This window comes from Phenylobacterium sp. (genome assembly GCF_016793285.1).
Classification (GTDB): domain Bacteria; phylum Pseudomonadota; class Alphaproteobacteria; order Caulobacterales; family Caulobacteraceae; genus Phenylobacterium.
In genome coordinates, this window is the sequence record NZ_JAEUMO010000163.1 from 1 (window position 1) to 22,267 (window position 22,267).

24 protein-coding genes are annotated in these 22,267 nt (G+C 70.6%); 5 read left to right on the top strand and 19 right to left on the bottom strand.

Annotation, left to right across the window (positions count from 1 at the left end; all coding sequences use genetic code 11):
- Positions 1-133: 133 nt before the first annotated feature.
- A complete protein-coding gene (locus JNL41_RS14740) occupies positions 134-964 on the top strand; it encodes a phytanoyl-CoA dioxygenase family protein (protein ID WP_293476181.1) in 831 nt (276 codons plus the stop codon).
- 2 nt (positions 965-966) lie between these two features.
- Here the strand turns inward: JNL41_RS14740 and JNL41_RS14745 are convergent, their stop codons facing one another.
- The 11 genes from JNL41_RS14745 to JNL41_RS14795 all read right to left on the bottom strand — a co-directional run bounded on the left by JNL41_RS14745 (position 967) and on the right by JNL41_RS14795 (position 11,861).
- Entirely contained in the window at positions 967-1,701 is a 735-nt protein-coding gene (locus tag JNL41_RS14745) for a dienelactone hydrolase family protein (protein WP_293476183.1), read from the bottom strand.
- A 5-nt stretch (positions 1,702-1,706) separates the two neighbouring features.
- Positions 1,707-2,519, bottom strand: coding sequence for an SDR family NAD(P)-dependent oxidoreductase (locus JNL41_RS14750; RefSeq protein ID WP_293476185.1), 813 nt, complete (start codon positions 2,517-2,519; stop codon positions 1,707-1,709).
- Positions 2,520-2,587: 68 nt separating this feature from the next.
- Entirely contained in the window at positions 2,588-2,851 is a 264-nt protein-coding gene (locus JNL41_RS14755; protein WP_293476187.1) for a hypothetical protein, read from the bottom strand.
- 16 nt (positions 2,852-2,867) lie between these two features.
- The gene (locus JNL41_RS14760) at positions 2,868-3,920 is read right to left on the bottom strand and encodes a tetratricopeptide repeat protein (RefSeq protein ID WP_293476189.1); all 1,053 of its coding nucleotides are present in this window, start codon (positions 3,918-3,920) and stop codon (positions 2,868-2,870) included.
- A 47-nt stretch (positions 3,921-3,967) separates the two neighbouring features.
- Positions 3,968-6,052 carry a cell cycle histidine kinase CckA gene (cckA, locus tag JNL41_RS14765; RefSeq protein ID WP_293476234.1) on the bottom strand — a complete coding sequence of 695 codons (2,085 nt, stop codon included), beginning with the start codon at positions 6,050-6,052 and terminating at the stop codon, positions 3,968-3,970.
- Positions 6,053-6,134: 82 nt separating this feature from the next.
- The gene (flhB, locus tag JNL41_RS14770) at positions 6,135-7,214 is read right to left on the bottom strand and encodes a flagellar biosynthesis protein FlhB (protein WP_293476191.1); all 1,080 of its coding nucleotides are present in this window, start codon (positions 7,212-7,214) and stop codon (positions 6,135-6,137) included.
- 79 nt (positions 7,215-7,293) lie between these two features.
- Entirely contained in the window at positions 7,294-8,055 is a 762-nt protein-coding gene (fliR, locus tag JNL41_RS14775; RefSeq protein ID WP_293476236.1) for a flagellar biosynthetic protein FliR, read from the bottom strand.
- 101 nt (positions 8,056-8,156) lie between these two features.
- Positions 8,157-8,420 carry a flagellar biosynthesis protein FliQ gene (fliQ, locus tag JNL41_RS14780; RefSeq protein ID WP_293476193.1) on the bottom strand — a complete coding sequence of 88 codons (264 nt, stop codon included), beginning with the start codon at positions 8,418-8,420 and terminating at the stop codon, positions 8,157-8,159.
- 141 nt (positions 8,421-8,561) lie between these two features.
- On the bottom strand, positions 8,562-9,437 hold the full coding sequence (locus JNL41_RS14785; RefSeq protein WP_293476195.1) for a PEP-CTERM sorting domain-containing protein: 876 nt from the start codon (positions 9,435-9,437) through the stop codon (positions 8,562-8,564).
- A 118-nt stretch (positions 9,438-9,555) separates the two neighbouring features.
- Complete coding sequence (locus JNL41_RS14790; protein ID WP_293476197.1) at positions 9,556-11,097, bottom strand: ABC transporter permease/substrate-binding protein; 1,542 nt, start codon at positions 11,095-11,097, stop codon at positions 9,556-9,558.
- Positions 11,094-11,861, bottom strand: coding sequence for an ABC transporter ATP-binding protein (locus JNL41_RS14795; RefSeq protein WP_365698333.1), 768 nt, complete (start codon positions 11,859-11,861; stop codon positions 11,094-11,096). The genes JNL41_RS14790 and JNL41_RS14795 overlap by 4 nt, the downstream gene beginning before the upstream one ends.
- 77 nt (positions 11,862-11,938) lie before the next feature.
- Here JNL41_RS14795 and JNL41_RS14800 point away from each other — a divergent pair, with 77 nt between their 5' ends.
- A complete protein-coding gene (locus tag JNL41_RS14800) occupies positions 11,939-12,436 on the top strand; it encodes a superoxide dismutase family protein (RefSeq protein ID WP_293476198.1) in 498 nt (165 codons plus the stop codon).
- Positions 12,437-12,625: 189 nt separating this feature from the next.
- Here JNL41_RS14800 and fliE read toward each other — a convergent pair whose 3' ends face one another.
- The 3 genes from fliE to flgB are packed head-to-tail and all read right to left on the bottom strand — an operon-like array spanning position 12,626 to position 13,840.
- Positions 12,626-12,952, bottom strand: a complete 327-nt coding sequence (fliE, locus tag JNL41_RS14805) for a flagellar hook-basal body complex protein FliE (protein ID WP_293476200.1) — start codon at positions 12,950-12,952, stop codon at positions 12,626-12,628.
- 10 nt (positions 12,953-12,962) lie between these two features.
- Positions 12,963-13,382, bottom strand: coding sequence for a flagellar basal body rod protein FlgC (gene flgC / locus JNL41_RS14810; RefSeq protein WP_293476202.1), 420 nt, complete (start codon positions 13,380-13,382; stop codon positions 12,963-12,965).
- Positions 13,383-13,393: 11 nt separating this feature from the next.
- On the bottom strand, positions 13,394-13,840 hold the full coding sequence (flgB, locus tag JNL41_RS14815) for a flagellar basal body rod protein FlgB (protein WP_293476204.1): 447 nt from the start codon (positions 13,838-13,840) through the stop codon (positions 13,394-13,396).
- A gap of 92 nt (positions 13,841-13,932) precedes the next feature.
- On the opposite strand from flgB, the gene JNL41_RS14820 reads away from it, so the two are divergent.
- The 3 genes from JNL41_RS14820 (at position 13,933) to JNL41_RS14830 (ending at position 15,848) form a co-directional block, all read left to right on the top strand.
- Positions 13,933-14,202 carry a flagellar biosynthetic protein FliO gene (locus JNL41_RS14820; protein WP_293476206.1) on the top strand — a complete coding sequence of 90 codons (270 nt, stop codon included), beginning with the start codon at positions 13,933-13,935 and terminating at the stop codon, positions 14,200-14,202.
- The gene (fliP, locus tag JNL41_RS14825; RefSeq protein WP_293476238.1) at positions 14,202-14,996 is read left to right on the top strand and encodes a flagellar type III secretion system pore protein FliP; all 795 of its coding nucleotides are present in this window, start codon (positions 14,202-14,204) and stop codon (positions 14,994-14,996) included. The genes JNL41_RS14820 and fliP overlap by 1 nt, the downstream gene beginning before the upstream one ends.
- A 126-nt stretch (positions 14,997-15,122) precedes the next feature.
- Entirely contained in the window at positions 15,123-15,848 is a 726-nt protein-coding gene (locus JNL41_RS14830; RefSeq protein WP_293476208.1) for a hypothetical protein, read from the top strand.
- Positions 15,849-15,868: 20 nt separating this feature from the next.
- On the opposite strand, the gene JNL41_RS14835 is transcribed toward JNL41_RS14830, so the two are convergent.
- The 5 genes from JNL41_RS14835 to JNL41_RS14855 all read right to left on the bottom strand — a co-directional run bounded on the left by JNL41_RS14835 (position 15,869) and on the right by JNL41_RS14855 (position 22,164).
- Positions 15,869-18,820, bottom strand: coding sequence for an endoglucanase (locus JNL41_RS14835; protein WP_293476210.1), 2,952 nt, complete (start codon positions 18,818-18,820; stop codon positions 15,869-15,871).
- 3 nt (positions 18,821-18,823) lie between these two features.
- A complete protein-coding gene (locus JNL41_RS14840; RefSeq protein WP_293476212.1) occupies positions 18,824-19,795 on the bottom strand; it encodes a hypothetical protein in 972 nt (323 codons plus the stop codon).
- Complete coding sequence (locus tag JNL41_RS14845; RefSeq protein WP_293476214.1) at positions 19,792-20,370, bottom strand: DUF6468 domain-containing protein; 579 nt, start codon at positions 20,368-20,370, stop codon at positions 19,792-19,794. The genes JNL41_RS14840 and JNL41_RS14845 overlap by 4 nt, the downstream gene beginning before the upstream one ends.
- A 66-nt stretch (positions 20,371-20,436) precedes the next feature.
- A complete protein-coding gene (gene fliM / locus JNL41_RS14850; protein WP_293476216.1) occupies positions 20,437-21,519 on the bottom strand; it encodes a flagellar motor switch protein FliM in 1,083 nt (360 codons plus the stop codon).
- Positions 21,520-21,549: 30 nt separating this feature from the next.
- The gene (locus JNL41_RS14855) at positions 21,550-22,164 is read right to left on the bottom strand and encodes a flagellar basal body-associated FliL family protein (RefSeq protein WP_293476218.1); all 615 of its coding nucleotides are present in this window, start codon (positions 22,162-22,164) and stop codon (positions 21,550-21,552) included.
- Between the last annotated feature and the right edge of the window lie 103 nt (positions 22,165-22,267).

The following is a 22,267-nucleotide window of genomic DNA, read 5'->3' on the forward strand; positions in this document are numbered from 1 at the left end:
CTGATCGGGTGATTGTTCGCCCGAGAGGCGAGCGGCTGATCGCCAGGGCGGTACGGCAGGTTTGCGCAGATTGGCCCATGACGGCGGCGGGCCGGGTCGCTTACGCTCGCACGAGGCGCGAAAGGCCCGCGACATGGACAAACCGACCGCTCGGTTCGACGCCGACGCCCACGCCGCCGAGATCCACGCGCGCGGCTTCACGGTCATCCGCGACTTCATGGACGCGGCCACCCTCGCCAGGGCCCGCGAGACGCTCGCGCCGTTTCAGGATCAGCACCACGGGCGCAACAGCTTCGAGGGCTACAAGACCGAGCGGGTCTACACGCTGGTGGCGCGGGGCGCCGTATTCGAGGACCTGACGGCCGAACCGCGGATCATGGCCATCCTCGACCGGTTCCTGCAGCCGGGCTACCTGCTGACCGCCAGCCAGTCGATCCAGATCAACCCGGGCGAAACGGCGCAGGACATCCACACCGACGACGGCTTCTACCGTCAGCCGCGGCCGCGTCCGGCGATCAGCATGACCGTGATCGCCGCCATCGACGACTTCACCCAGGCCAACGGCTGCACCGAGGTCATCCCGGGCAGCCACCTGTGGGGCGACTTCGGCGCACTTGAGCGGCCGAACACGCAGGACGCGATGGAAGCGATGCTCGTCCCGATGGAGATGCCGGCCGGCGCCTGCTTCGTGATGGCGGGGACGTGCCTGCACCGCGGCGGGGCGAACCGCACGGACAAGCCGCGGCTGGGGTTCACCAAGCAGTACTGCGAGCCCTGGGGCCGGACGCAGGAGAACTTCTTTCTCGGAATCCCGGCCGAGCAGGCGCGGACGATGTCGCCGCGGCTGCAGACGCTGCTGGGCTACGACATCCACCCCCCGTTCATGGGCATGGTGAGCTCGCTGCATCCCCGCCGGGCGCTGGAGCCCGACTGGGTGGCGCCGGTGGTGGCGCAGCGGCCCTAGCGCTACCCCAGATTCCGCCGGAAGAGCGCGAACAGGCGCTCCCAGTGGCGTTCGGCGGCGGGCTTGTCGTAGACGGCGCCGCGCTGGGGGAAGGCGAAGCCGTGGTGGACGTCGGGGTAGAGCTCCACCTCGGCGTTGGAGCCCTTCAGCGAGGCGTCGAGGGCCTCCACCATCTCCAGCGGCGCGTAGCTGTCGTGCTCGGCGCAGGCGAAGTAGAGTTCGGCCCTCGTCTTCTGGGCCGCCAGGTGGGGGCTGTCGGGCCGGTCGGTGACGAGCTGGACGCCGTAGAGCGAGGCGGCGCAGGCGACGCGGTCGGGATAGCGCGCGGCGGCGTTGATCGCGTACTGGCCGCTCATGCAGTAGCCGATGGCGCCGGCCTTGCCCCGGCTGGCGGCGAGGTCGCGGTCGGCGAAGTCGAGCAGCGCGTCGGTGTCTTCCATGACCAGCGGGATGCTGATCGAGCCCATCAGCTCGAACATCCGCGCCCGCGCCTCGGCTTCGGGCAACGGCGGCAGGTCCGCAAGCTCCAGCACGCCCTTGCGATAGTAGAGGTTGGGCAGCATCACGTAGTAGCCGGCCGTGGCGATGCGGCGGGCCATGTCGCGAAGCTCTTCGCGGATCGCCGGCGCGTCCATGTAGAACAGGACCAGCGGGTGCGGCCCGCCGCGTTCCGGGTGGACGATGAAGGTCGTCGTCTTCCCGTCCCGGGTGGGAATGTCGACCGTGTGCTCGATCATGGGCCTCAGACCAGTTGGGAGGGCTCGATCCCCAAGTCTTGCAGCATCGGGGCGGCGTGGTCGATGCGGCCGGTCATGGTCTTCGGGTCGCCGACCGAAAGCTGGTAGACCGCCTCGGCGATGTACTCGATGGGCGTGACGCGGCCCTTGGTCGCCTCGGTGATCAGGCCGTGGACGGCGACCCCGGGGGTGTCCACCAGGCCCGGCGAGATCACGTTCACCGCGATGTTGTCGTCGTAGACCTCCGACGCGAGGCCGGTGGAGAAACGCTCCAGGGCGGCCTTGCACATGCCGTAGATCGTGCCGCCGCCGCGGCGGTTGTAGGGCTGCTGCGGGTGGATGGCGGCGCCGGACGAGATGTTGGTGATCCAGCCCTGCCGGCGCTCGCGCATCGACGGCAGGACAAGCTGCGCCAGGTGGAGGGGCGCCCAGACCTGGACCTCGAACATCAGGTCGAAGCGCTTCTTGGGGAAGGTCTCCACCGGGATGAAGAAGGTGACGGCCGCGTCGTTCACCAGGATGTCGACGGGTCCGTAGGCGGCGACGGTCTCGTCGACCAGCCGGACGCGGTCGGCCTCGATGGAGAGGTCGGCCTTCACCGCCGTGGCCTCGCCGCCCGCGGCGCGGATGCGGTCTACGGTGGCGTGCAGCGTGCCGGGCAGCTTGCTCTCGCCGGCCTCGGCGGTGCGGGCCGATGCGACCACCTTCGCGCCCTCCATGGCCAGGCGCACGGCGATGGCCTCGCCGATGCCGCGGCTGGCGCCGGTGACCAGCGCCACCTTTCCCTTGAGGGTCCCGTTCGGATTCACACCGGCCATCGTCGCTCTCCCATACCGTTCTTTCTGATCCACGGCAGCGTCGCGCGGGACGCGGGGCGGCGCAAGGGCTAGCGGCGGTCGTCCTCGCGGATGCTGAGGCGGCCGACCGTCAGCTCATCGACCTCGAGGCGGCGGATGCGGACGCTGCGCACGGTGAGCCGGCCGATCACGAGGCGGCCGATGGCGAGCGCGCCGACCGCGACCGCGCCCACGGCCAGGGCGCCGATCATCGCCGAGCCCAGCGCCGCGCGGCCGATGGCGCTGGCCCCGACGGCCGACGCGCCGACCGCCGTGGCGCGGGCGCGGACGACGGGGCGGGCGGGTCGGGGCATGGCGGTCTCAGGTCCGTCAGACGCGGGCGGCGAGCGCCGCCTTCAGCTCGGCGACGACGCTGGTCCAGTCGCCGGGCTTCGGCTGGCGGAACAGGCGCATCGAAGGATACCAGGGGCTGTCGGTCCGGTCGCGCATCCAGCGCCAGTCCGGGTTGAACGGCAGCACCAGGAAGGTGGGCTTGCCCATGGCGCCGGCCAGGTGCGCGACGGTCGTGTCGACGCTGACGACCACGTCGAGACCCTCGATGATGCGGCGGGTGGCCTCCAGGTCCTCGGCGCCGGTCTGGGCGGGCGAGAGGCTGACGACGCCGGGCCAGCCCAGGATCTCGGCGACGAGGGCGTCCGGCAGCGAGCGGTTCTTGTCGTTGACGTGGTCCGGGCTGCCCTTGCCGACGAAGCCGACGCCCGAGCCGCCCGTGCGGCCCGGCAGGTAGGGCGGCTGCGGCAGGTTCTCGACCGTCGTCCCGAGGCGCCAGGGCAGCGAGCCGGCCAGCACCCAGCCGTCGTGGCGCGGGATGTCCAGGTGACCCTCGGCGCGCAGGACCTTTACGCCCAGGTGCTCGAACAGCCGGCCCAGCGGCGGGCGGCAGACCAGCGTCACCGCCGTCCCGCGCTCGACCAGCGGCGTCACGAACCGCGCGAACATGATCTGGTCGCCCAGGCCCTGCTCCAGCAGGACGAGGAGCGACGCGGCCGGCCCGCCGGTCCACTCCGGGAAGCTGAACTGCGGCTTGCGCATGCCGGGCCGGACGCGATGCTCGTAGAGCGGCCAGCCGGCGGCGTAGTCGCCGTTGCGCAGCGCGAGGAAGCCCAGCCGGCGCTCGAAGTCGGCGTCGCCGGGCGTCCTGGCGAGTTGCGCCCGGTAGAGCGCCTCGGCGGCGGCGTAGCGGCCCATGTCCTCGAGGACGAGACCGAGGTTCAGCGGCACGATCGACGGCGGCTGGCCCTTCATCAGGGCGCGGTACAGGCCCTCGGCGTCGCCGAGCCGGCCGTCGCGGGCGGCGGCGGCGGCCAGCTCGAAGACCTGCTGGAAGGTGAAGCGCTGGGGCGGAGGCTGCTGGCGGGGCATGGGGGCAGAGCCATGGCGTGCGTCCGCCGGCTTGGCAAGCGGGACCGCTACGCCGCCTTCTGGAGTTCCTGCTTCACCCGCTCGGCCAGGGTCTTGATGTCGATCGGCTTGGGCAGGAACGAGACGTTGCGCTCGCCTTCCAGCAGGTCTGAGAACTCGCTCTCGGCATAGCCCGAGATGAACATCACCGGGGCCGCGCCCAGGTACTGGCGAGCCTGTTTCAGCAGGTCGGGGCCCTGCATGCCGGGCATGACCACGTCCGAGATCATCAGGTCGATCTCGCCGGCATGGGTCTCGGCGATCTCCAGGGCTTCCTCGCCGGACGCGGCCTCGATCACCTCGTAGCCGCGGGCGCGGAGCAGCTTGGCGGCGACGCCGCGCACCGCGTCCTCGTCCTCGACGAAGAGGATGCGCCCGGCGCCGGAGAGGTCGCGCGCGGCCGGGCGCCTGGGCGCCGCCGGCTCGGGCGCGGACACCGCCGACACGGGGGCCAGGTGGACCGGCAGGAAGATGCGGAAGGCGGCGCCCTCGCCCGGCTTCGACGCCACCGCGATCCAGCCGTCGGACTGCTTGACGATGCCGTAGACGGTCGCCAGCCCGAGACCCGTGCCCTCGCCCACGGGCTTGGTGGTGAAGAAGGGATCGAAGATCTTGTCCATCACAGCGGACGGGATGCCGGGACCGTCGTCCGAGACTTCCACCATCGCCTGGTCGCCGAGCGCGGTCGGATAGCCCAGGCCGCGCGCCTCGTCCTGCGTCACGCGCGCGGTGCGGATACGGATGACGCCCCCCCCGGGACCGCTGGCATGGCTGCGGATGGCGTCGCGCGCGTTGACGACCAGGTTCATGATCGCCGTGTCGAGCTGGCCGCGGTCTGCGCGCACATGCGGCAGGTTCCGGCCATAGTCGGTGACGAGCTTGATGTCCTCGTAGAGCAGCCGGCGCAGCAGCACCTCGGACTCGGAGATCATCTCGCCCACGTCGAGGATCTCGCGCTGCACGGTCTGCTTGCGCGAGAAGGCCAGCAGCTTGCGGACCAGGTCGGCGGCCCGCATCGACGTCTGCTTGATCTCGTTGAGCCCCTCGTAGCTGGGGTCGCCCACCGGGTGGCGGGTGGCCAGCACGTCGAGCTGCATCAGGATGGCGGTCAGCAGGTTGTTGAAGTCGTGCGCCACGCCGCCGGCCAGTTGGCCGATGGCCTGCATCTTCTGGCTCTGGGCCAGTTGCAGCTCGACCTGCTTCTGGTCGGAGACGTCCACGAGGTAGGCCACCCAGCGGCCGCCGGACTGCGACAGGTAGAGGTGGGCGATGCGCGTCGGGTCGTGCGCCAGGCGCACCTCCAGCGGCGTGTGACCCTCGCGCGCCTGGTCGATGCGCAGGGCCGCGTCCAGGCGGCTGGCCGGTTCGATCAGGCGGCCGAACTCCTGGCCGGCCTCGCCGCCCGGGGCGAGCTGGGCCAGGGCCGGGTTGGCCTCGACGATCCTGGCTTCGAAGGGGTCTTCGCCTTCCAGCAGCGCCGCGCCGAACGGCGAGGCGGCGGCGAAGGCGTCCAGCACCTTGGGCGGCGGCGCCTTGGCGCCGGCGACGGCGTTCAGCACCTCCATCGCCGACGACGGCAGGGCCAGCGGTCCGGAGCCGCGGCCGGTGAGGCGCACGAGGAAGCGGCGGGGACCGATGGGCGAGACCATCGCTTCTCGCTCCTGGCCGCCGGTCTTCAGCGAAGCGCGGCCGAGTTCGCCGCGGCGCGCGGCGGCCAGCGCGCCGAACAGGCTGGAGGCGGCGGCCCCGCTCTTGGGCAGCCGCGGGGCCGAGCCCATGGCCTCGCGCCACGCAGGATTGGTGGTGAGGAGGCGCCCGTCGGGCGCGGCCACGGCGGCGGGCTCGTCCAGCGCGGACAGGAAGACCTCGGCGCCGACCTCGGTCTCGACCGGCTCCTCGACCGTGCCGCGCAGCACGAACAGGCCCAGGCAGCAGACACCGGCCAGGCCGAACAGAAGCAGCGATCCGGCCAGCGTCTCGGGTCCGCGGTTCACCAGCGGCGCGGCGGCGAACGCCACGGCCAGCAGGAAGAACAGCACGGCCAGCGCGATCAGCGGGTCGGTCTTGCGGGTCTTGGATGGCGGCTCGGCCATGGCGAGCTTCGGCGCCTCCGGCGAATCGATGATCTGCATTCTGTCACAAGGCCTTAGCGCGTCGAGTGCGGCGGAACGTGGGTCAATGGTGGGCCGGCCGCTGGCGCGCCTGGCCCATGATGAAGCCGATGATCTTGGCGACCGCCTCGAAGTGGGCAGGCGGGATCATCTCCTCGATCTCCACGGCGGCGTAGAGGGCCCGGGCGAGCGGGGGGTCCTCGATCACCGGCACGCCGGCCTCTTCGGCCACCGAGCGGATCTTCAGGGCCAGGGAATCGAGGCCTTTGGCGACGCACAGCGGCGCGGCGTGCTCGCCCTGCTCGTACTTCAGCGCCACGGCGTAGTGGGTCGGGTTCATGATGACGACGGTGGCGTCGGGAACCGCCTGCATCATGCGCCGGCGGGCGCGCTCGTGGCGGAGCTGCCGCTGGCGCGCCTTCACATGCGGGTCGCCTTCGGTCTGCTTGTAGTCCTCCTTCACCTCCTCCTTGGTCATGCGCATGCGGGTCAGGAACCGCTGCCGCTGCCAGAGGAAGTCGCCGCCGGCGATGACGAGCGTGAAGGCCGCGACCGCGAACACCAGCCGCTTCAGGATGTCGAGGCAGTAGGGCAGCACCGCCGCGGGCTCCAGGGCCGACAGCGAGGCGAACGTCGACACCGCCGGCTTCAGCACCACCCAGGCGATGACGGCGATCGCGATCACCTTCACGGTGGACTTGGCGAACTGCATCAGCCCGTCGGGGCCGAACAGCCGCTCGAAGCCCTTCCGCGGACTCACCTTCTGGAAGTCGGGCTTCAGCTTGTCCGGGGTGAAGTGGAAGCCGCCCTGCACCAGGTTGGCGGCGACGCCGGCGAACGCCGTGGCCGCCATCACCATCAGGAGCGCCGGGGCGCCGGCCGTCAGGGCGTACTTCAGAACCTCGACGCCGCCCGCGCCCTCCAGGACCATCTGGTCCGGCTGGGCGATGAACGGCAGGAGCTGGGTGGCCATGTTGCGCGACAGCCAGCCGCCGGCGATCAGCACCACGGCGGCCGCGGCCGACAGCGTCGCGAACGACGCCAGGTCCATGGTCTTGGCGCCGTCGCCCTTCTCCCGCGCCTGTTCGAGTTTTCGCGGGGTGGCTTCTTCTGTCTTCGACTCGCGATCGGGACCTTCGCTCATCCGGCTTCGCTCCTGGCGGAGCTTCGCAGGACAGGTCCGGGATCAGGGCAAAGTCCTGCGAAGATTCGGCGAAGCAGGGTCATCGGGGCGCAAAGGTCCCGATGAGGTCACGATAGCGGTCCACCCAGATCATCCCGACCGTGCCCAGGCTGAGGGCGAAGATCGACAGGCCCAGCATCACGCTGAGGGGGGTGGCGACGAAGAACACCTGGAACTGCGGCATCACCCGGCCGACGAGGCCGGTGGCGATGTTGAAGATCAGCGAGAAGACCACCACCGGCCCGGCGAGCTGCAGGCCCAGCGCGAACGAGCGGCTCATGGTCTGGATGGCGAGCTGGCCGGCGTCGGCGACCGGCACGGCGCGCGAGAACGGGAAGAGCTCGAAGCTGCTCACCAGCGCGCTCAGGAATAGCTGGTGCAGGTCGGTCGCAAAGATGAGGGTGATGCCGATAAGGCCCAGGAAGGTGCCGAGCGTCGCCGTCGGCTGGGCCTGGGTCGGGTTGGCGGTCTGGGCGAACGAGAGCGTGGTCTGCAGCGAGACGATCTCGCCCGCCGTCGCCAGCGAACTCATGAAGAGGCGCAGGATCGCGCCGATTATCAGGCCGATGAACAGCTCCTTGATGACCGCCCCCGCCAGCCCGGCGGCGTCGGCAGGGATGGCCGGGACGCCCCGGCCGACCACCGGGAACAGCATGAGCGTCAGCGCCAGCGCGAACGACAGGCGGATGCGCGGCGGGATGAACGTCTCGCCGAAGCCCGGGAGCAGCATGACGATGGCGCCCAGCCGCGCGAAGACGAGGCCGGCGGCGAAGACCTGCTGGGCGGTGGCGTAGCTCTCCATCGCGCTTAGGCCATTCGCCACTTCGGTTGGGTCAGCTTCAGCACGGCGAATGGCCTATCCTCAAGCAAGCGTGAGCGGTCGGCGGCCGACCGCTCGGGCTCCTACATCCCTGCGATGCGGGCCGCGATGTTGCGCATGAAGCCGCTCATCAGCGCGCCCATCAGCGGCAGGAACAGCAGCAGCGAGACGAAGATCGCCACGATCTTCGGCGCATAGACCAGGGTCTGCTCCTGGATCTGCGTCAGCGCCTGCAGCAGGCCGATGCCCACCCCCACGATCAGGCCCACGATCAGGACCGGCGCGCTGAGCTGGATCGTCAGCCAGATGGCGTCGCGCCCGACGTCCAGAACCTCGGCGCCACTCATGCGGAAACCCTCACGCGAAAGGGGCGGCTACCCGCGCCGCCCGTCCCGCCGAATGTCGCGCGTCATGGTTAACGAAAGGCCAAGGGCCGTTAACGAACGCCGCCTGCCGCCCCTGCGAGGCAGGAGAGCCGGCGACCGCCCTCAGGCGTGCGCGGGCTTGCGCTCGCGGCGGAAGGCGAAGCCCAGGCCGAAGAAGCCCAGGATCATCATCGCCCAGCCGGCCGGCTCGGGCACCGCCCCCGAAACGCCGATCACCGCGTGGTGGCTGGAGGAGCCGTCGCCGGACCCGGCGATCAGATATTGCGCGCCCGCGGCCTGTGCGTCGGCGAGCAGGTCGCCGGCCGCACCGCCCGGCTGGTTCAGGCCGTAGTAGTAGGCGAAGCTGCGGCTCTTGCCGGCGCCGATCGCGCCCAGGCTGATCTTGATGCCCGCGCCCAGGTCGCCGACCTCGTTGCAGCCGAACTTGCAACTGAAGTCATAGGCCGCCGAGGCGTCCGGAGTGTCGAAGCCGAAGTAGCTGGAATCCAGCACGCCGTTTCGGGCGCCGAACGGACCGTAGACGTTCTCGGCGCCTTCCGGCATGTCCCAGTCGACGTTGCGCTGGAAGACGCCGGTGAGCACGTCGCCGGTCAGGTTGGTGACAGTCGTGTCGATCTTCAGGATGTTGTTCAGGAAGCTGTAGTTCTGAACGACCTGGAAGCCGTCCGCGGTGACCGTGGTGGCCGTAGCCGTGTCGCCGTTCGCCACGATGTCGGTCGAGACGATGCCGTTGCTGCCGTAGAACTGCGAGTCCGCGTAGGCGCCGTTCAGGCCCCAGGAATCGCGCGGCGTGCCGGGAGCGATCGGATCGTAGCCGTCGCGCAGGAAGCCGACGCCGGCGTCTGCATCGTACAGTTCGCCGTTGACCCCGATGCCGACGCTGTAGCCGCCGCTGCTGATCACCGCCGCGGAGGCCTGCGCCCCGCCGAGAGCGACCGCGGCCAGGACCGCGCCCGCGGCCAGAAGCTTGAACGTCATGAACATCCCCACAGCCGGGCGCGCCCGGAACTTGCATGCTTACCGACAGCTTAACGCCCTGACGTGACGGTTTCGCAACCCGCTTCGCCTGCGAGGCGTGTTTGCCGCGGCCCGCGCCTCAGGGACGCTCGAGCGTGCGCGCGGCCTGGGCAGGCGTCGCCTTCGCGGTGTCGCGGTCGACGCTGTAGTTGGCCGCCCGCATGGCCTCGACCGTGATGGACCCGACGAGCGGCCGCAGCGCCTCGATCAGGCGTCGGTCGCCGGCGCGCTTCGGCGACACCAGGATCACCGCGTCGTAGGGCGGGATGGCGGCGCGGGGGTCGGCCAGCACCACCAGCCGGTCGGCGGCGATGCGGCCGTCGGACGAGAACGCGCTGATCACGTCGACGTCGCCCGAACCGAGGGCGCGGTACATGAAGGTGGGCTGGAACGAACGGCTGGCCTTGAACGTCAGGCCGTAAGCCTTCTCGACGGCCTTCCATTCCGGCCGCGAGAGGAACTCGATGTCCGTGCCGAGGGTGAGTTGCGGCGCCTTGCGGGCGAGGTCGTCGAGCGAGGCGACGCCCAGGGCCCGGGCGCGGTCGGCGCGCATGGCGAAGGCGTAGGCGTTCTCGAAGCCGAGCGAGCCCAGGACCACCACGCCGTCGCGGCGTTTCAGTTCCGCGGTGAGCCCGTCGAGCACGGCCTGCCGGCCCGGGTTGTCGGTGCGGCCCAGGACGGCGGTCCAGAGCGTGCCCGAGTAGTCCACGTAGGCGTCGATCTCGCCCGCGGCCAGCGCGCGGTAGGCGATCGCGGAGCCCAGGTCCTCCTTGCGGGTGACCGCGGCGCCGGCGTGCTCGAGCCGCGACGCCATCAGCTCGGCCAGGATGTACTGCTCGGAGAAGTTCTTGGCGCCGACGACGTAGGCCGTGGGTTTGCCGAAGCCGATCAGCGGGCTCACCGCGGCCACCGTCCCCGCCAGCAGGCCGACGAGGCCCGCGATCGCGAGGCCGCGGCGGCGCAGGCGCGCGCCGGCCTCGATCAGGCCGATGAGCTGGTCGGCGATCATGGCCAGCGCGGCGGCGGCGGCGCAGCCGAACAGGACCGAGACCCAGTTCTCGGTCTGAAGGCCGGCGAAGATGTAGTTGCCGAGGCTGGTCTGGCCGACCGGCGTGGCCAGCGTCGCGGCGCCGATGGTCCAGACGGCGGCGGTGCGGATGCCGGCCATGATGGCGGGCGCGGCCAGCGGCAGCTCGACCTGGACGAGCCTCTGGCGCGGCGTCATGCCGACGCCGTCGGCGGCTTCGCGGATTGCGGGGTCGACGCCGGTGATCCCGACCACGGCGTTCCGCAGGATCGGCAGGATCGAATAGAGCGTCAGCGCCAGCAGCGAAGGCAGGAAGCCCAGCGCCGAAAAGCCGTGGCCCGTGACGGCGACGGCCAGCGCCGAGAGCGCGAGCAGCACGGGGTAGAAGAGGGCCAGCAGCGCCAGGCTGGGGATCGTCTGGATGAGGCTGGCCAGCGCCAGCACGGGCCAGCGCAGGCGTGGGCTGCGCGCGGCGGCGACCGCCAGCGGCAGGCTGATCGCGAGGCCGAGCCCCAACGCGCTGACCGACAGCAGGACGTGCCAGGCCAGGTAGTCCGGCAGCAACTGGAAGGCGGCGGCGAGCTTCGGACTCATGCGCCCAGCCTTTCGCGGAGCCGCTCGGCCTGCCGCCTGGGCGCTTCGAGCAGCGCGCGGACGTCGGGGTCGCTCGTCCGCGCCAGGAGGTCGGCGGGCGCACCGTCGGCGAGGATCCGGCCCGCCTTCAGCACCACGACGCGATCGGCCAGCAGCACCGCCTCGGCCATGTCGTGGGTGACCATCAGCGTCGTCAGGCCCAGGCGCTCGTGCAGCGCGCGGTAGTCGGCGCCCAGCGCGTCGCGGGTGACGGGGTCGAGAGCGCCGAACGGCTCGTCCATCAGCATCAGCCGCGGTTCGGCGGCGAGCGCACGGGCGACGCCGACGCGCTGGCGCTGGCCGCCCGACAGGGCCGCGGGCGCGCGCCGGGCCACGTCGGGCGGGAGCGCCACGAGGTCCAGCAGTTCGGCGACGCGGCCGGCCCTGCGCGCCGCGTCCCAGCCCAGCAGCTTCGGCGTGATCTCGATGTTCTCGGCGACGGTCAGGTGCGGGAAGAGGCCCACCTCCTGGAAGACGTAGCCGATGCGCCGGCGCAGCGCGTGCGGCGCCGCGGCCGCCACGTCCTCGCCGAACACGCGGACCGCGCCGCCGTCGGGGCGGATCAGGCCGTTCACCGTCTTCAGGAGCGTGGTCTTGCCCGACCCCGAGCCGCCGACCAGGGCCACGAACGCGCCGGGCGCGACATCGAGGTCGACGCCGTCCAGCGCGGCGAGGCCGCCGTAGCGGCGGGTGACGCCCTCGAGACGGATCGCGGATTCCACCATGGAACAGACCTAGCACGGCTTGGGTTGGCCCGTCCGACGGGTCTAGTGTTCGCCGTCAGTCATCAGGAGTTCCCCGAATGCGCCTGCCCGTCGCCCTCGCCGCCGCCCTCTTCGCCACCTCGGCCTTCGCCCAGGCCCCGGCGAGCGTCACCGCCGACCTGAAGAACAGCCAGGGCCAGACGGTGGGCGCGGTCGTGCTGACCGCGGCCCCGAAGGGCGTGCTGATGAAGGTCGAGGCCAAGGGGCTGTCGGCCGGCTGGCACGGCCTGCATTTCCACGAGAAGGCCGACTGCTCGAAGTCGGACTTCACCTCGGCCGGCGCCCACGTCCACGGGACGGCCGCGGCGGTTCATGGCCTGCTGAACCCGGCCGCCAACGACCTGGGCGACCTGCCGAACATCCACGCGGGCACGGACGGCGCGGCGTCGGCGGAGGTGTTCACAACGCTGGTGACCCTGGACAAGCTGAGGGACGCCGACGGCTCGGCGGTGGTGATCCACGCCAACCCCGACGACCACATGGCCCAGCCGATCGGCGGCGCCGGCCCGCGCGTGGCGTGCGCGGCCGTGAAATAGGAACCGCGAGAAACACTCAGGGCGGCGGAGCGGCGCCTTCCGATCGAGAACCGCGGACGAACGCGGAATACACGGAAATGGGCCCTGTGCTTTCCGCGTCCTTTCCGCGCATTCCGCGGTTCCAAAACTGATTGAGCCTCCGCGATGCGGAGGCTCTTTCGTGTCGTTCGCGCTCTTCGGCGGCCGACCTCAGATCGGCATCCGCATGATTTCCTGGTAGGCCGAGATCACCTGGTCGCGGACGGCCATGACCGTCTCCAGGCTGGCCTCGGCCGCCGAGATCGCGGTGACCACGTCGATCAGCTCGGTCTTGCCCGCGACCTGGCTCGCCATCTGCTTTTCCGCGGTCTTCGAGGCGGTCATGGCGTCGGTGATGGCCGACTTCACCATGTCGCCGAACCCGCCCTGCATCGGCGCGGCCGAGCCCAGCGAGGCGCCGGCGCCCAGCCCGTCGCCCACCCCCATGCTCTTCTGGGCGGTGGCGTAGGCCTTTGCGGCGGCGAGCGGAGTCATCATGGCCCGGCTCCTACTTCTTCAGGAGGTCCAGCGTGCGCAGATCCATCTGCCGGCTGGTCTCGATGACGTTGAGGTTCGCCTCGTAGGCCCGCTGCGCCGCGCGCATGTCCAGCGCCTCGACCATGCTGTTCACGTTGGGCAGCTTCACATAGCCCTTGGCGTCGGCGGAGGGGTGGCCAGGGTCGTATTCCTGGCGGAAGTCGCTCTGGTCGGGCTCGACCTTGCTCATCCGCACGCCCTTGGCGCCGGCCACCTTGACCGGCTCGAAGATCGGCTCCTGCCGGCGATAGGGGTCGCCGCCCGCCGTCTTCGAGGTGGAGTCGGCGTTGGCGAGGTTCTCGGCGATGATCCGCATCCGCGCCTGCTGGGCGCGCAGGGCGGAGGCCGCGATGGCCTGGGCGACGCCGGCGGTGGGCTTGATCTCGGGCATCTAGCGGTCCCCTAGGCGCGGCCGGGCGGCTTGGCCGCCATGCGCAGGAGGTTCATCGACTTCTGGTAGAAGCTGATCGCGGCGTCGTACTGCATGCGCGCGTCACCCATCTTGATCATCTCCTCCTCCAGCACCACGGAGTTGCCGTTCAGCGTGGTCTCGGAATCGGGGGTCTTGGCGGTCTTGTAGGCGGCGCCGAGGCCGCGGCGTTCGTTCTTCGGCGACATGTGCCCGGCCTGGGTGGCGGCCATCATCGAGACGCCGCCCGGACCGGCGCCGGCCTGGCCCTGCCGCGCCTGCTGCACCCGCGCGTCGAAGCTGAACGGCTTCAGGTCCTCGGGCGTGTAGCGGGCGGTGTCGGCGTTGGCGACGTTCTGGGCGATGACCTTCTGCCGCTCGCTGAGATAGCCCAGCCGGCCCCGAAGCATCGAGAAGAGCGGAATGTCGGCCAGGTTCATACCGGCCAATCCTGAAGAAACAGGGTTAATCCGCATTTAAGAGACTCAACGGCGAACTGCGGCCCTGTCTCCGCCCGCAGAAGCGCCGCCCCATGGATTTCCCGAGCCTCCTCCGCGCCGTGTTCGCCCTGGCGCTGACCCTGGGCCTCATCGGCCTCGCCGCCGTGGCGTTGCGCAAGTACGGCCCCGACGCGATCGCGCGGATGCAGGGGCCGAAGAAGGACCGGCGGATGCGGATCGTCGAGACCCTGGTGCTCGACCCGACCCGGCGTGTCGTCATCCTCGACTGCGACGGCCAGGAGCGGCTGGTGCTGCTGGGCGAGGGCCGCGTCCTCGCCGACCTGCCGAAGGCCAGGTCGTGATGGAATTCCTTCGGGCGATCAAGAACCTGCCGGCGAGGGACTGGCGGCGCGCGGCGCTGATCTCGGTGCTCGCCACCTTCGCGGTCATGATCGTGCCCGTGGCCGCCATGGCCCAGACGCTGAACGTGAACCTCGGCACGGGCGCCGGCCTGACCGAGCGCGTGGTGCAACTGGTGGGCCTGCTGACGGTCCTGTCGCTGGCGCCGTCCATCGTCATCATGACCACGAGCTTCGTGCGGATCATCGTGGTGCTGTCGTTGCTGCGCACGGCGCTCGGCCTGCAGCAGAGTCCGCCCAACGCCGTCCTGATCTCGCTGGCGCTGTTCCTGACCGCCATCGTCATGGGGCCGACGCTAGAGCGCTCCTACAACGAAGGCGTGAAGCCCCTGCTCGACCAGCAGATGGAGCTGCCCGCCGCCTTCGACGCCGCCGGCGGGCCGGTGAAGCAGTTCATGCTCTCGCAGGTGGATCAGGAGGATCTCGGCCTCTTCGTGCGGCTGTCGAAGATCCAGCGGCCCGCGAACGTGCAGGAGATTCCGCTCCGCGTCGTGACGCCGGCCTTCATGATCAGCGAACTGAAGCGCGCCTTCGAGATCGGCTTCCTGCTCTTCGTGCCCTTCCTGGTGATCGACCTCGTCGTGGCCAGCGTGCTGATGAGCATGGGCATGATGATGCTGCCGCCGGTGGTCGTGAGCCTGCCCTTCAAGCTGATCTTCTTCGTCCTCGTGGACGGCTGGCGCCTCGTCTGCGGCAGCCTCGTGGAGAGCTTCCAGCGAGGCGCGGGGGGAGGATAGGCGTCGGCGGAGGGTGCGGTACAATTATCCGGCTGCTGAGGCTTGGCCGACTTGAAACGCCCTTCTTACAAGCTGCTACGTCGCCTGGGCCCACTGCTAGCCGGCGCTTCAGTCTTCAGCGTCGTGATGGCGCTGATCTGGCCAGACCTCGGTATCAACATGATGGCGGACAGTCTTGCTCTTTGGTTCGGCGTGTTCGTTGTCGATCAGGCGATCTCGGCAGAGCAGGAAGCGCACGGCGCCCCGATCCGTCGACTGATGCTTCGCGAGGCAACATCGATCCAGAGACGCCTGTCGCATCTACTCACGATGAGTCTGCACCGCGTGTCTGGGGGACGCGAGGAGATGCTCGAGCGGTTTCGCAAGGGAGAGCTTCCGATAGGCGCGCTCCTGTTGAACGGCCTCGAGATGCAAGCTGACTCTTCCTACCGGACGTTCGATGCGCAAGGTGAAGCGCGCATCGTAACTTGGTCGAAGATTTACATTAACCTAGGCGGCGCTCTGCACACCGAGACCGATGTTTTCATTACGCGATATATCACCGTCGCATCCGTGGACCTTATGGCGGCGATGCTCCAGCTCGGACGCGCTGAATTGATGCGATCCTTCCAAAAGGACAGCATTCTGCGGTTCACCAAGAAGGTCAGCCCAAAGCTCTGGATGGAATTGCTCCGGGCCGAGCGAGACCTATCCACGGCTATCCGTGCCGCCATCGCCGCAGATGGACTCGAAGCCGAAGCCGAAGCCGAGCAACTGCGGCCTGAAATCGTCGGTGGCACCTGGGCGTTGGATAGTCTGGCCGAGGTAGCCGCGAGAAAGGACGCCCCGGACGACTACCTAATGCGCCTGTAGCCAATCTTCGGAACCGCCACCTACCCCTTGGCCGCGGGCTTGGCCGGCGCGGCCTGGGCCTGTCTGGCCGGGGCGACGGGCGGCGGCTTGGCGGCGCCGACGGGGGCGGGCCTGGTCTTGAAGCGGCCCTTCATCTTGGCGACCCAGCCGGCGAAGGCTTCGTTGTCGGCGCTGACACGGCCGAAGTCGGCGACCGAGAGGCGGCCCGTCGGAACACCGGAGAGCGCGATCTTCAGCGCCTCGGGGTTGTTCGCCTTCTCGTAGAAGCCCTGGTAGCGGGTCTGAAGCCGCGCGAGCGAGCCCTCGTCGCCGGCCAGCGAATAGGCGACGCCGGCGCGCAGCAGGCGGCCCTCCTCGTCCGAGCTGAGCGGCGTGGCGGTCTTCCAGCGGTCGCCGAGGCCCTTCTCGAACAGCGGCGCGGCCACGGCCCAGTTCTTCTGCTTCCAGGAGATCTCGGCGCGCAGGTCGCCGCCATCGCGGCTCTTGTCGGTCTCGATGATCTCCAGTGCGCTGTCGTAGCGGCCGAGCGCGGTCCAGGCGCGCGCCTCGATCAGGCGGCGCTCGGCGTTCAGCGCGGTGGGCAGCACCGTGGTTCGCGAGGCGTTGATCGCCTCCAGCGCCGCCTCGGGCTTGCGGTCCATCAGGTAGATCACGGCGAGGTCGGTCGAGACCTGCGCCTTCGGCACGCCATCGAGGCGGTTCTCGGCCTGGTACTTCAGGAGGTCGGCCGCCTGCGGCAGCAGGTCGACGTCCACGAGGCGCCGCACGATCTTGCGCACCATCAGGTCGCCGTCGGCGCCCAGCGGGGCCAGTTCCTTGAAGTCGAAGAAGAGCGCCAGCGCCTGGGTCGGCTCCAGCCCGTCGGCAAGGCCGTCGAGGAAGAGGCCCCTGAACGCGGTGTTGAGATCGGCCTGGAGCTGCAACGCCTCGGGCAGGTCGGGCAGGCGCACGCCGGCGGAGCGCAGCGCCTCCAGCGCCTCGCGGTAGCGGCCCTGCGCCAGGTAGAGCTGGCCCAGCGCGCGTATGGTCTCGAGTTCGGTCCCGTCGCCGCGCCAGCGGTAGCGCAGGCCATCGAAGACGTTGGCCGCCTGGGCCGGCGTGATCTGGCCGAGCGCGAGGCGGATCTGGGTGGCGCGGAGCTGGGCAGGCGCCGAGATGGAGTCGACCGGGGCGGTCGCGACGGCCGCGTAGACCTTCAGCGCGCGGGCCTGGTTGCCCTGGAGTTCGATCACGCGCGCCTGGACCAGCCGGGTGCGCAGCGCCTCCTCGGGATCGACCTTCTCCTCCAGCGCCATGCGCACCCGCGTGTCGGCGCCGATCAGGTCGCCCTGGGCCAGCGCGGCCTTGGCGTCGGCGCGGGCGAAGCGCGCCTTCCAGAGCGGCGAGAACAGGCCGTAGGCCTCCACGCCCCTGCCGAAGAAGCCCCGCGCCTCGGCGTAGTGAGCCATCTCGGTGTTGACGTAGGCGCGCCAGAGCTGGCTCGACGGATCGTCGGCGAGCGCGGGCGCGGAAAAGTCGTTGTCGGCCTCGGCGTAGCGGCGCGCGATGGCGCGGGCGATGCCGCGCAGCCCGCGGAACTCGGGGTCGTCGAGCATCTCGGGATGCTCGCGGGCCAGCGCGTTGAGGACGCCGATGGCCTCGTAGCTGAGGTCGGAGCCGACCAGGAAGCGCGCCAGCGCCATGCGCGCGGCGACCGGCGCCTCGCGGTCCTTGTTGGCGCTCTCGGCCGTGGCCGCCGAGAACAGGGCGTCATAGCGGCCCATGAAGCCGCCCTCGCCCGTCCTGGCCCACTCCGCGCTGACCAGCGCCGGCATGATCGCCGGCTGCGGCGCGCCGAGCTGGGCGTCTTCCTTGTCGCGCGTGGCCCAGGCGGGCGACAGCGTCAGGCCCTGGGCGCGGCTGATCCGCACGATCTCGCCGTCGCGCGCCACGGCCAGATCGTCGACCAGCGGCTCGATGGCGAGGCCCTGGATCGAGGGCAACAGGGCCGCGTCGACGAAGTCGCGGCGGGTGGGCACGCCCTTGGCCGGGCCGAGCGCGGTCACGACCTTCAGCGTATCGCCGACCACCGGGTCGGGCAGGTTGACCACGCGCGTGGCCCCGGCCACGGGGGCCTTCAACGTCGCGGGACCGCCGGCGGCGTCGCGGCTGATGCGGACGATGGCCGGCTGCGCCTGCGGGCCGGGCCCCAGCGAAACGGTCCAGGTGGCGCCCTGCGCGCCGACGAAGACCGGGGCGTCCGGGTCGGCGTCGATGCGGATGGCGGCATAGTCGGCGCCCCGGAAGGCCTCGACGGAGCGCAGCGGGCGCACGCCCTTGGGCGCGCCCGAGACGTCCAGCTTCGCCGGGGCGTCGAACACCACCCAGATCGCGTCGCCGCGGCGGAAGACGGCGGCGCCGGCCGGGTTCGCCCAGGTGAAGGCGAGCGTGGTCTGCCCGCCCGCGACCTTCGCGTCCATCCTGACGACACCGCCGGCGGGCAGCGGGTTCGGGCGGGGCGGCTCGGCCTCGGCGACCTCGACGGGCTCGGCCGCCTGCGCGGCGGCGGTCTCCTCCGGCGTGGGCGCGGGCTTCTCGAAGACGTTGACGTAGGTGCCGCCGTCGGCCTGGCCGACCTTGAGGTCGGCGTCGTCGGCCAGCGTGATGGTGAGCTCGATGCCCGCGCCCGTGCGCTTGCGTGTCGCCTGCTTGATCCACCTCGGCGGCGAGGTGAGCAGGCGCGCGACGTCGGGATTGCCGGCCAGCGTCAGGATCAGGTTCTGGCCGTCGCGGCGGGTCGCGACGCGGCCCTTGATCTCGATGCGCGAGAAGGTCGCCGTCGTCGCCACGCGAACGTCGGCGCCGCTGCCGCCGCCTTCGGACGAAGGATGGGCAACGGCCCTGGCCGCGGGGGCGGCGATCCCGGCGGGGGCGGCGACACTGGCGATGCAGGCCGCAGCCACCCCGGAACGGAGGGCCTTCTTCAGGCTCATGCGCTACCCGGCCTTGGCCGCCGGCGGAGCGGCGGGCGGCGCCTGGGAGGGCGTGGCGGGTGTCGCGGGCGCGGCGGCGGCCGGAGCCTTGGCCGCGGCCTGCTGCGCGGCCGGGGCCTTCTTGCGCGGGGCGGGCTTCTTCGCGGCGGCCTGCTTCCTGGGCGCGGCTTCCGGCGCCGTCGGATCGACGCTCGGCTTGGCGGCGGCCTGCCTGGCGTCGGTCTGCGCCGCGGCGGCGCTGGCCTTGGCCGCGGCGGCCTGGGCGTCGGAGTAGCGGCGGGCGAGCGCCTCGGTCAGCTTCTTCGCCTCGGCGGCCGGCATCTGGGCCATGATCGAGGAGAGCGCGCGCTCCTTCATCTTGGCGGCGATCGGGATGCGGACGCTGTCGTCCAGCGCCGCCAGGCGCGGGGCCGCGTCCTTGGCCTTCATGCCCTCGAACACCTTCACCAGCCGGTCGATCTCGGCGGCTTCCTTGGCGTTGGACTGGTTCAGCAGGCCGTTCACTTCGGACTTCAGGCCGTTCAGCGCCTTGATCTTGGCGTCCAGCTTGGCCTCGGCCGCGGCCATCAGCGCGAGCTGGGTGTTGAGGTCGTTCTCGCGCGCGTCGAGCTGGCCGCGGCGGGCGCCAAGGCTCTGGAGCACCTGCAGTTCGGCGGGGCTGAGACCGGCCTGCTTGGCGAGTTCGGCGGCGGTGGGGGCGCAGACCGCCTTCGGCGCGATCGAGGCGGCCGGCAGGGCGACGGCGGGGTCGCTCGCGGACGGAGCGCCCTCCTTGCCGGGCTTCGGCGTCTCCGCCTTGGCCGCGTCCTTGCCTTCGGGTTTGGCGTCCTTCGCGGGCTTGGCGACCTCCTCGGCGAACGCCTGGGCGCCCGACAGCAGGCCCGGCAGGTCGCGCGCGCCCGAGATGGCGTTCACGGCCAGGACGCCGCCGATGGCGACGCCCACGAGCGGCAGGATGCGGGGAACGGACTTCAACGGCGGGCTCCCGCAAGGCGGTCGAGGGCCAGCGGGGCGTCCTCGAACAGGTCATCGTCGATGCTGGACGGCACGCGGCGGCCCGGCAGGGGCGCGCGGCCGACCAGCGGCTCCGGCGACAGGTCCGCCGCGGCCGGCGCGGGTCTGCCGGCGTCCTGCGCGGCGAGGCGCTGGCGGGCCATGGCGAGCAGCGACGCCAGGCGGTCCTCGCCGGAGGTCGGGCGGGCCGGCGGGGTGACCGGCGGCATCGCGCGCGGGGCGCGCTCCGGCAGCGTCGCGGCGCGCGGCAGCTCGGGCGCGGCGGCGACCAGCTTCTCCAGCCTGGCGGCCAGGGTGCGGCCCTTCTCGATGCGGTCCGACAGCATGTCGACGGCTTCGTCGGTGGCGGCGCGCAGGTCTGCGAGACCCTGCTCGGCGCGCACCGCGGCGAGGTTCAGTTCGCGCACCGCGGCCTCGAAGCCCTCGTGGCTGTCCTTCAGGGCCTTGAGACGCCTGTTGAGGCGCAGGCCCACGACCATCGCGGCGACCAGCAGGCCCGCGAGCAGCACGTTCATGCCGATGGCGATCAGGCTCATCCTACTTCGCTCCTTCAGAAGCTTCGAAGGATCGGGTGGATGCTGCGTGGCCTTGGCGAAGCAGGATCATGCGCCCCTCGTGACGGCTTGCTTGGCGGCGGGTGAAAGCGGGGCCTCCACGCGCACGGCGATGTGGGCGTTGCGGCGGCCCATGCGGCCGCGGGTGAGCGGGATGGCGCCGGCCTTCAGCTCGATCAGGCTGTCAGGCGTGGCATTGAGCATCAGGGTGTCGCCGACCTTGAACGCCAGCACCTTCTTCAGGCTGATCTGCTGCTCGTCGAGCACGGCGCGGACTTCGGTCTGGGTGGTCCAGAGCTCGGTGGCGAGGTGGCTTTCCCAGATGTTGTCGCGGCCGAACTTCTCGCCCATGAACTGTTGCAGCAGCATCTTGCGGATGGGTTCGAGCGTGGCGTAGGGCAGCAACAGCTCGATGCGCCCGCCGCGGTCCTCCATGTCGATGCGCAGCTTCACCAGGATGGCGGCGTTGGCCGGCCGCGCGATGGCGGCGAAGCGCGGGTTGGTCTCCAGGCGGTCCAGGGTGAAATGGACGGGCGTCAGCGGCTCGAACGCCTCCTGGGCGTCGGCCAGCACCACCTCGACCATCCGCTGGACGAGCACGCGCTCGATGGTCGTGTAGGGCCGGCCCTCGATGCGCATCGCCGCCGTGCCGCGGCGGCCGCCCAGGAGGACGTCCACGATCGAGTAGATAAGGTTCGAATCGACCGTCAGCAGGCCGTAGTTGTTCAGTTCCTCGGCGCGGAACACCGAGAGGATGGCGGGGAGCGGGATCGAGTTCAGGTAGTCGCCGAAGCGGATCGACGAAATGTTGTCGAGCGACACTTCGACGTTGTCGGAGGTGAAGTTCCGCAGGCTGGTGGTCATCAACCGCACGAGGCGGTCGAAGACGATTTCCAGCATCGGCAGGCGTTCGTAGCTGACCAGCGCCGAGTTGATGATCGCCCGGATGCCGGTGCGCTCGGCGATCTCGTCTTCCGAGAGGTCGAAGCCCAGCAGGCTGTCGATCTCGTCCTGGTTCAGGATCCGCTCGGACGAGTTCGCCTCGGCCGCGGCGGCCGCGGCCCAGTCGGTCTCGCCGCCGCCTTCGGCGGGCGCTTCGGTCGGGGTCTGGTCTTCGGTTTCTTCGGCCATGGGATTTCGCACCCAACTCGCGCGGCGGCGCTAGTTGATCAGCATCTCCTCGATGAGGACCGCGTTGGCCTTGGAGGGCGAGATCACCAGGTTCACCCGGCGCAGGATCTCCATGCGGAGCTGGTAGGACCCTTGAGAGCCGCTGAGGTCCTCGGGGCGCAGTTCGCGCAGGAAGGTCTGGAACATGTCCTGGAGCCTCGGCATGTTCGGGTCGAGCTCCTCGACCGCGCCCTCGTCCGGCAGCTCCAGGGTGAGCTTCAGCTTCAGGAAGGTGGGCTTGCCGTCGGCGGTCTGCATGTTCACCACCACGTCGGGCATCGTGTAGAAGACGACGCCGTCGGGGCCTTCGCGGACCACCGCCGCGCCCTTCTCGCCTTCCTTGCCTTCCTTCTTTTCCTCTTTCTTCTTGTCCTTCTTCTTGTCCTTGCCGTGATCGCCCTTCTCGGCGGCCGCGTCGGGCTTGGGCTTGAGGAAGATGAAGGCCGCCGTGCCGCCGCCGCCCAGGACGACCAGGGCCGCGGCGCCCGCGATGATGATCATCTTGAGCGGAAGCTTCTTCTTGGCCGGGGCCTCGCCCTCGGCGCCTTCGGCGGCCGCCGGCGCTTCGCCCTCGGCCTCCTTCGGCTTCTTTTCCTTCTTGGCCACGCGCAGCGTCCCCGTCGTATTGCCGGATCACCAATGGCCGCGTTTGGTTAAGAAGCAGTTTTTAACACCTCTTAACGGACGCGATTCCTGCCCGGCAGATTCC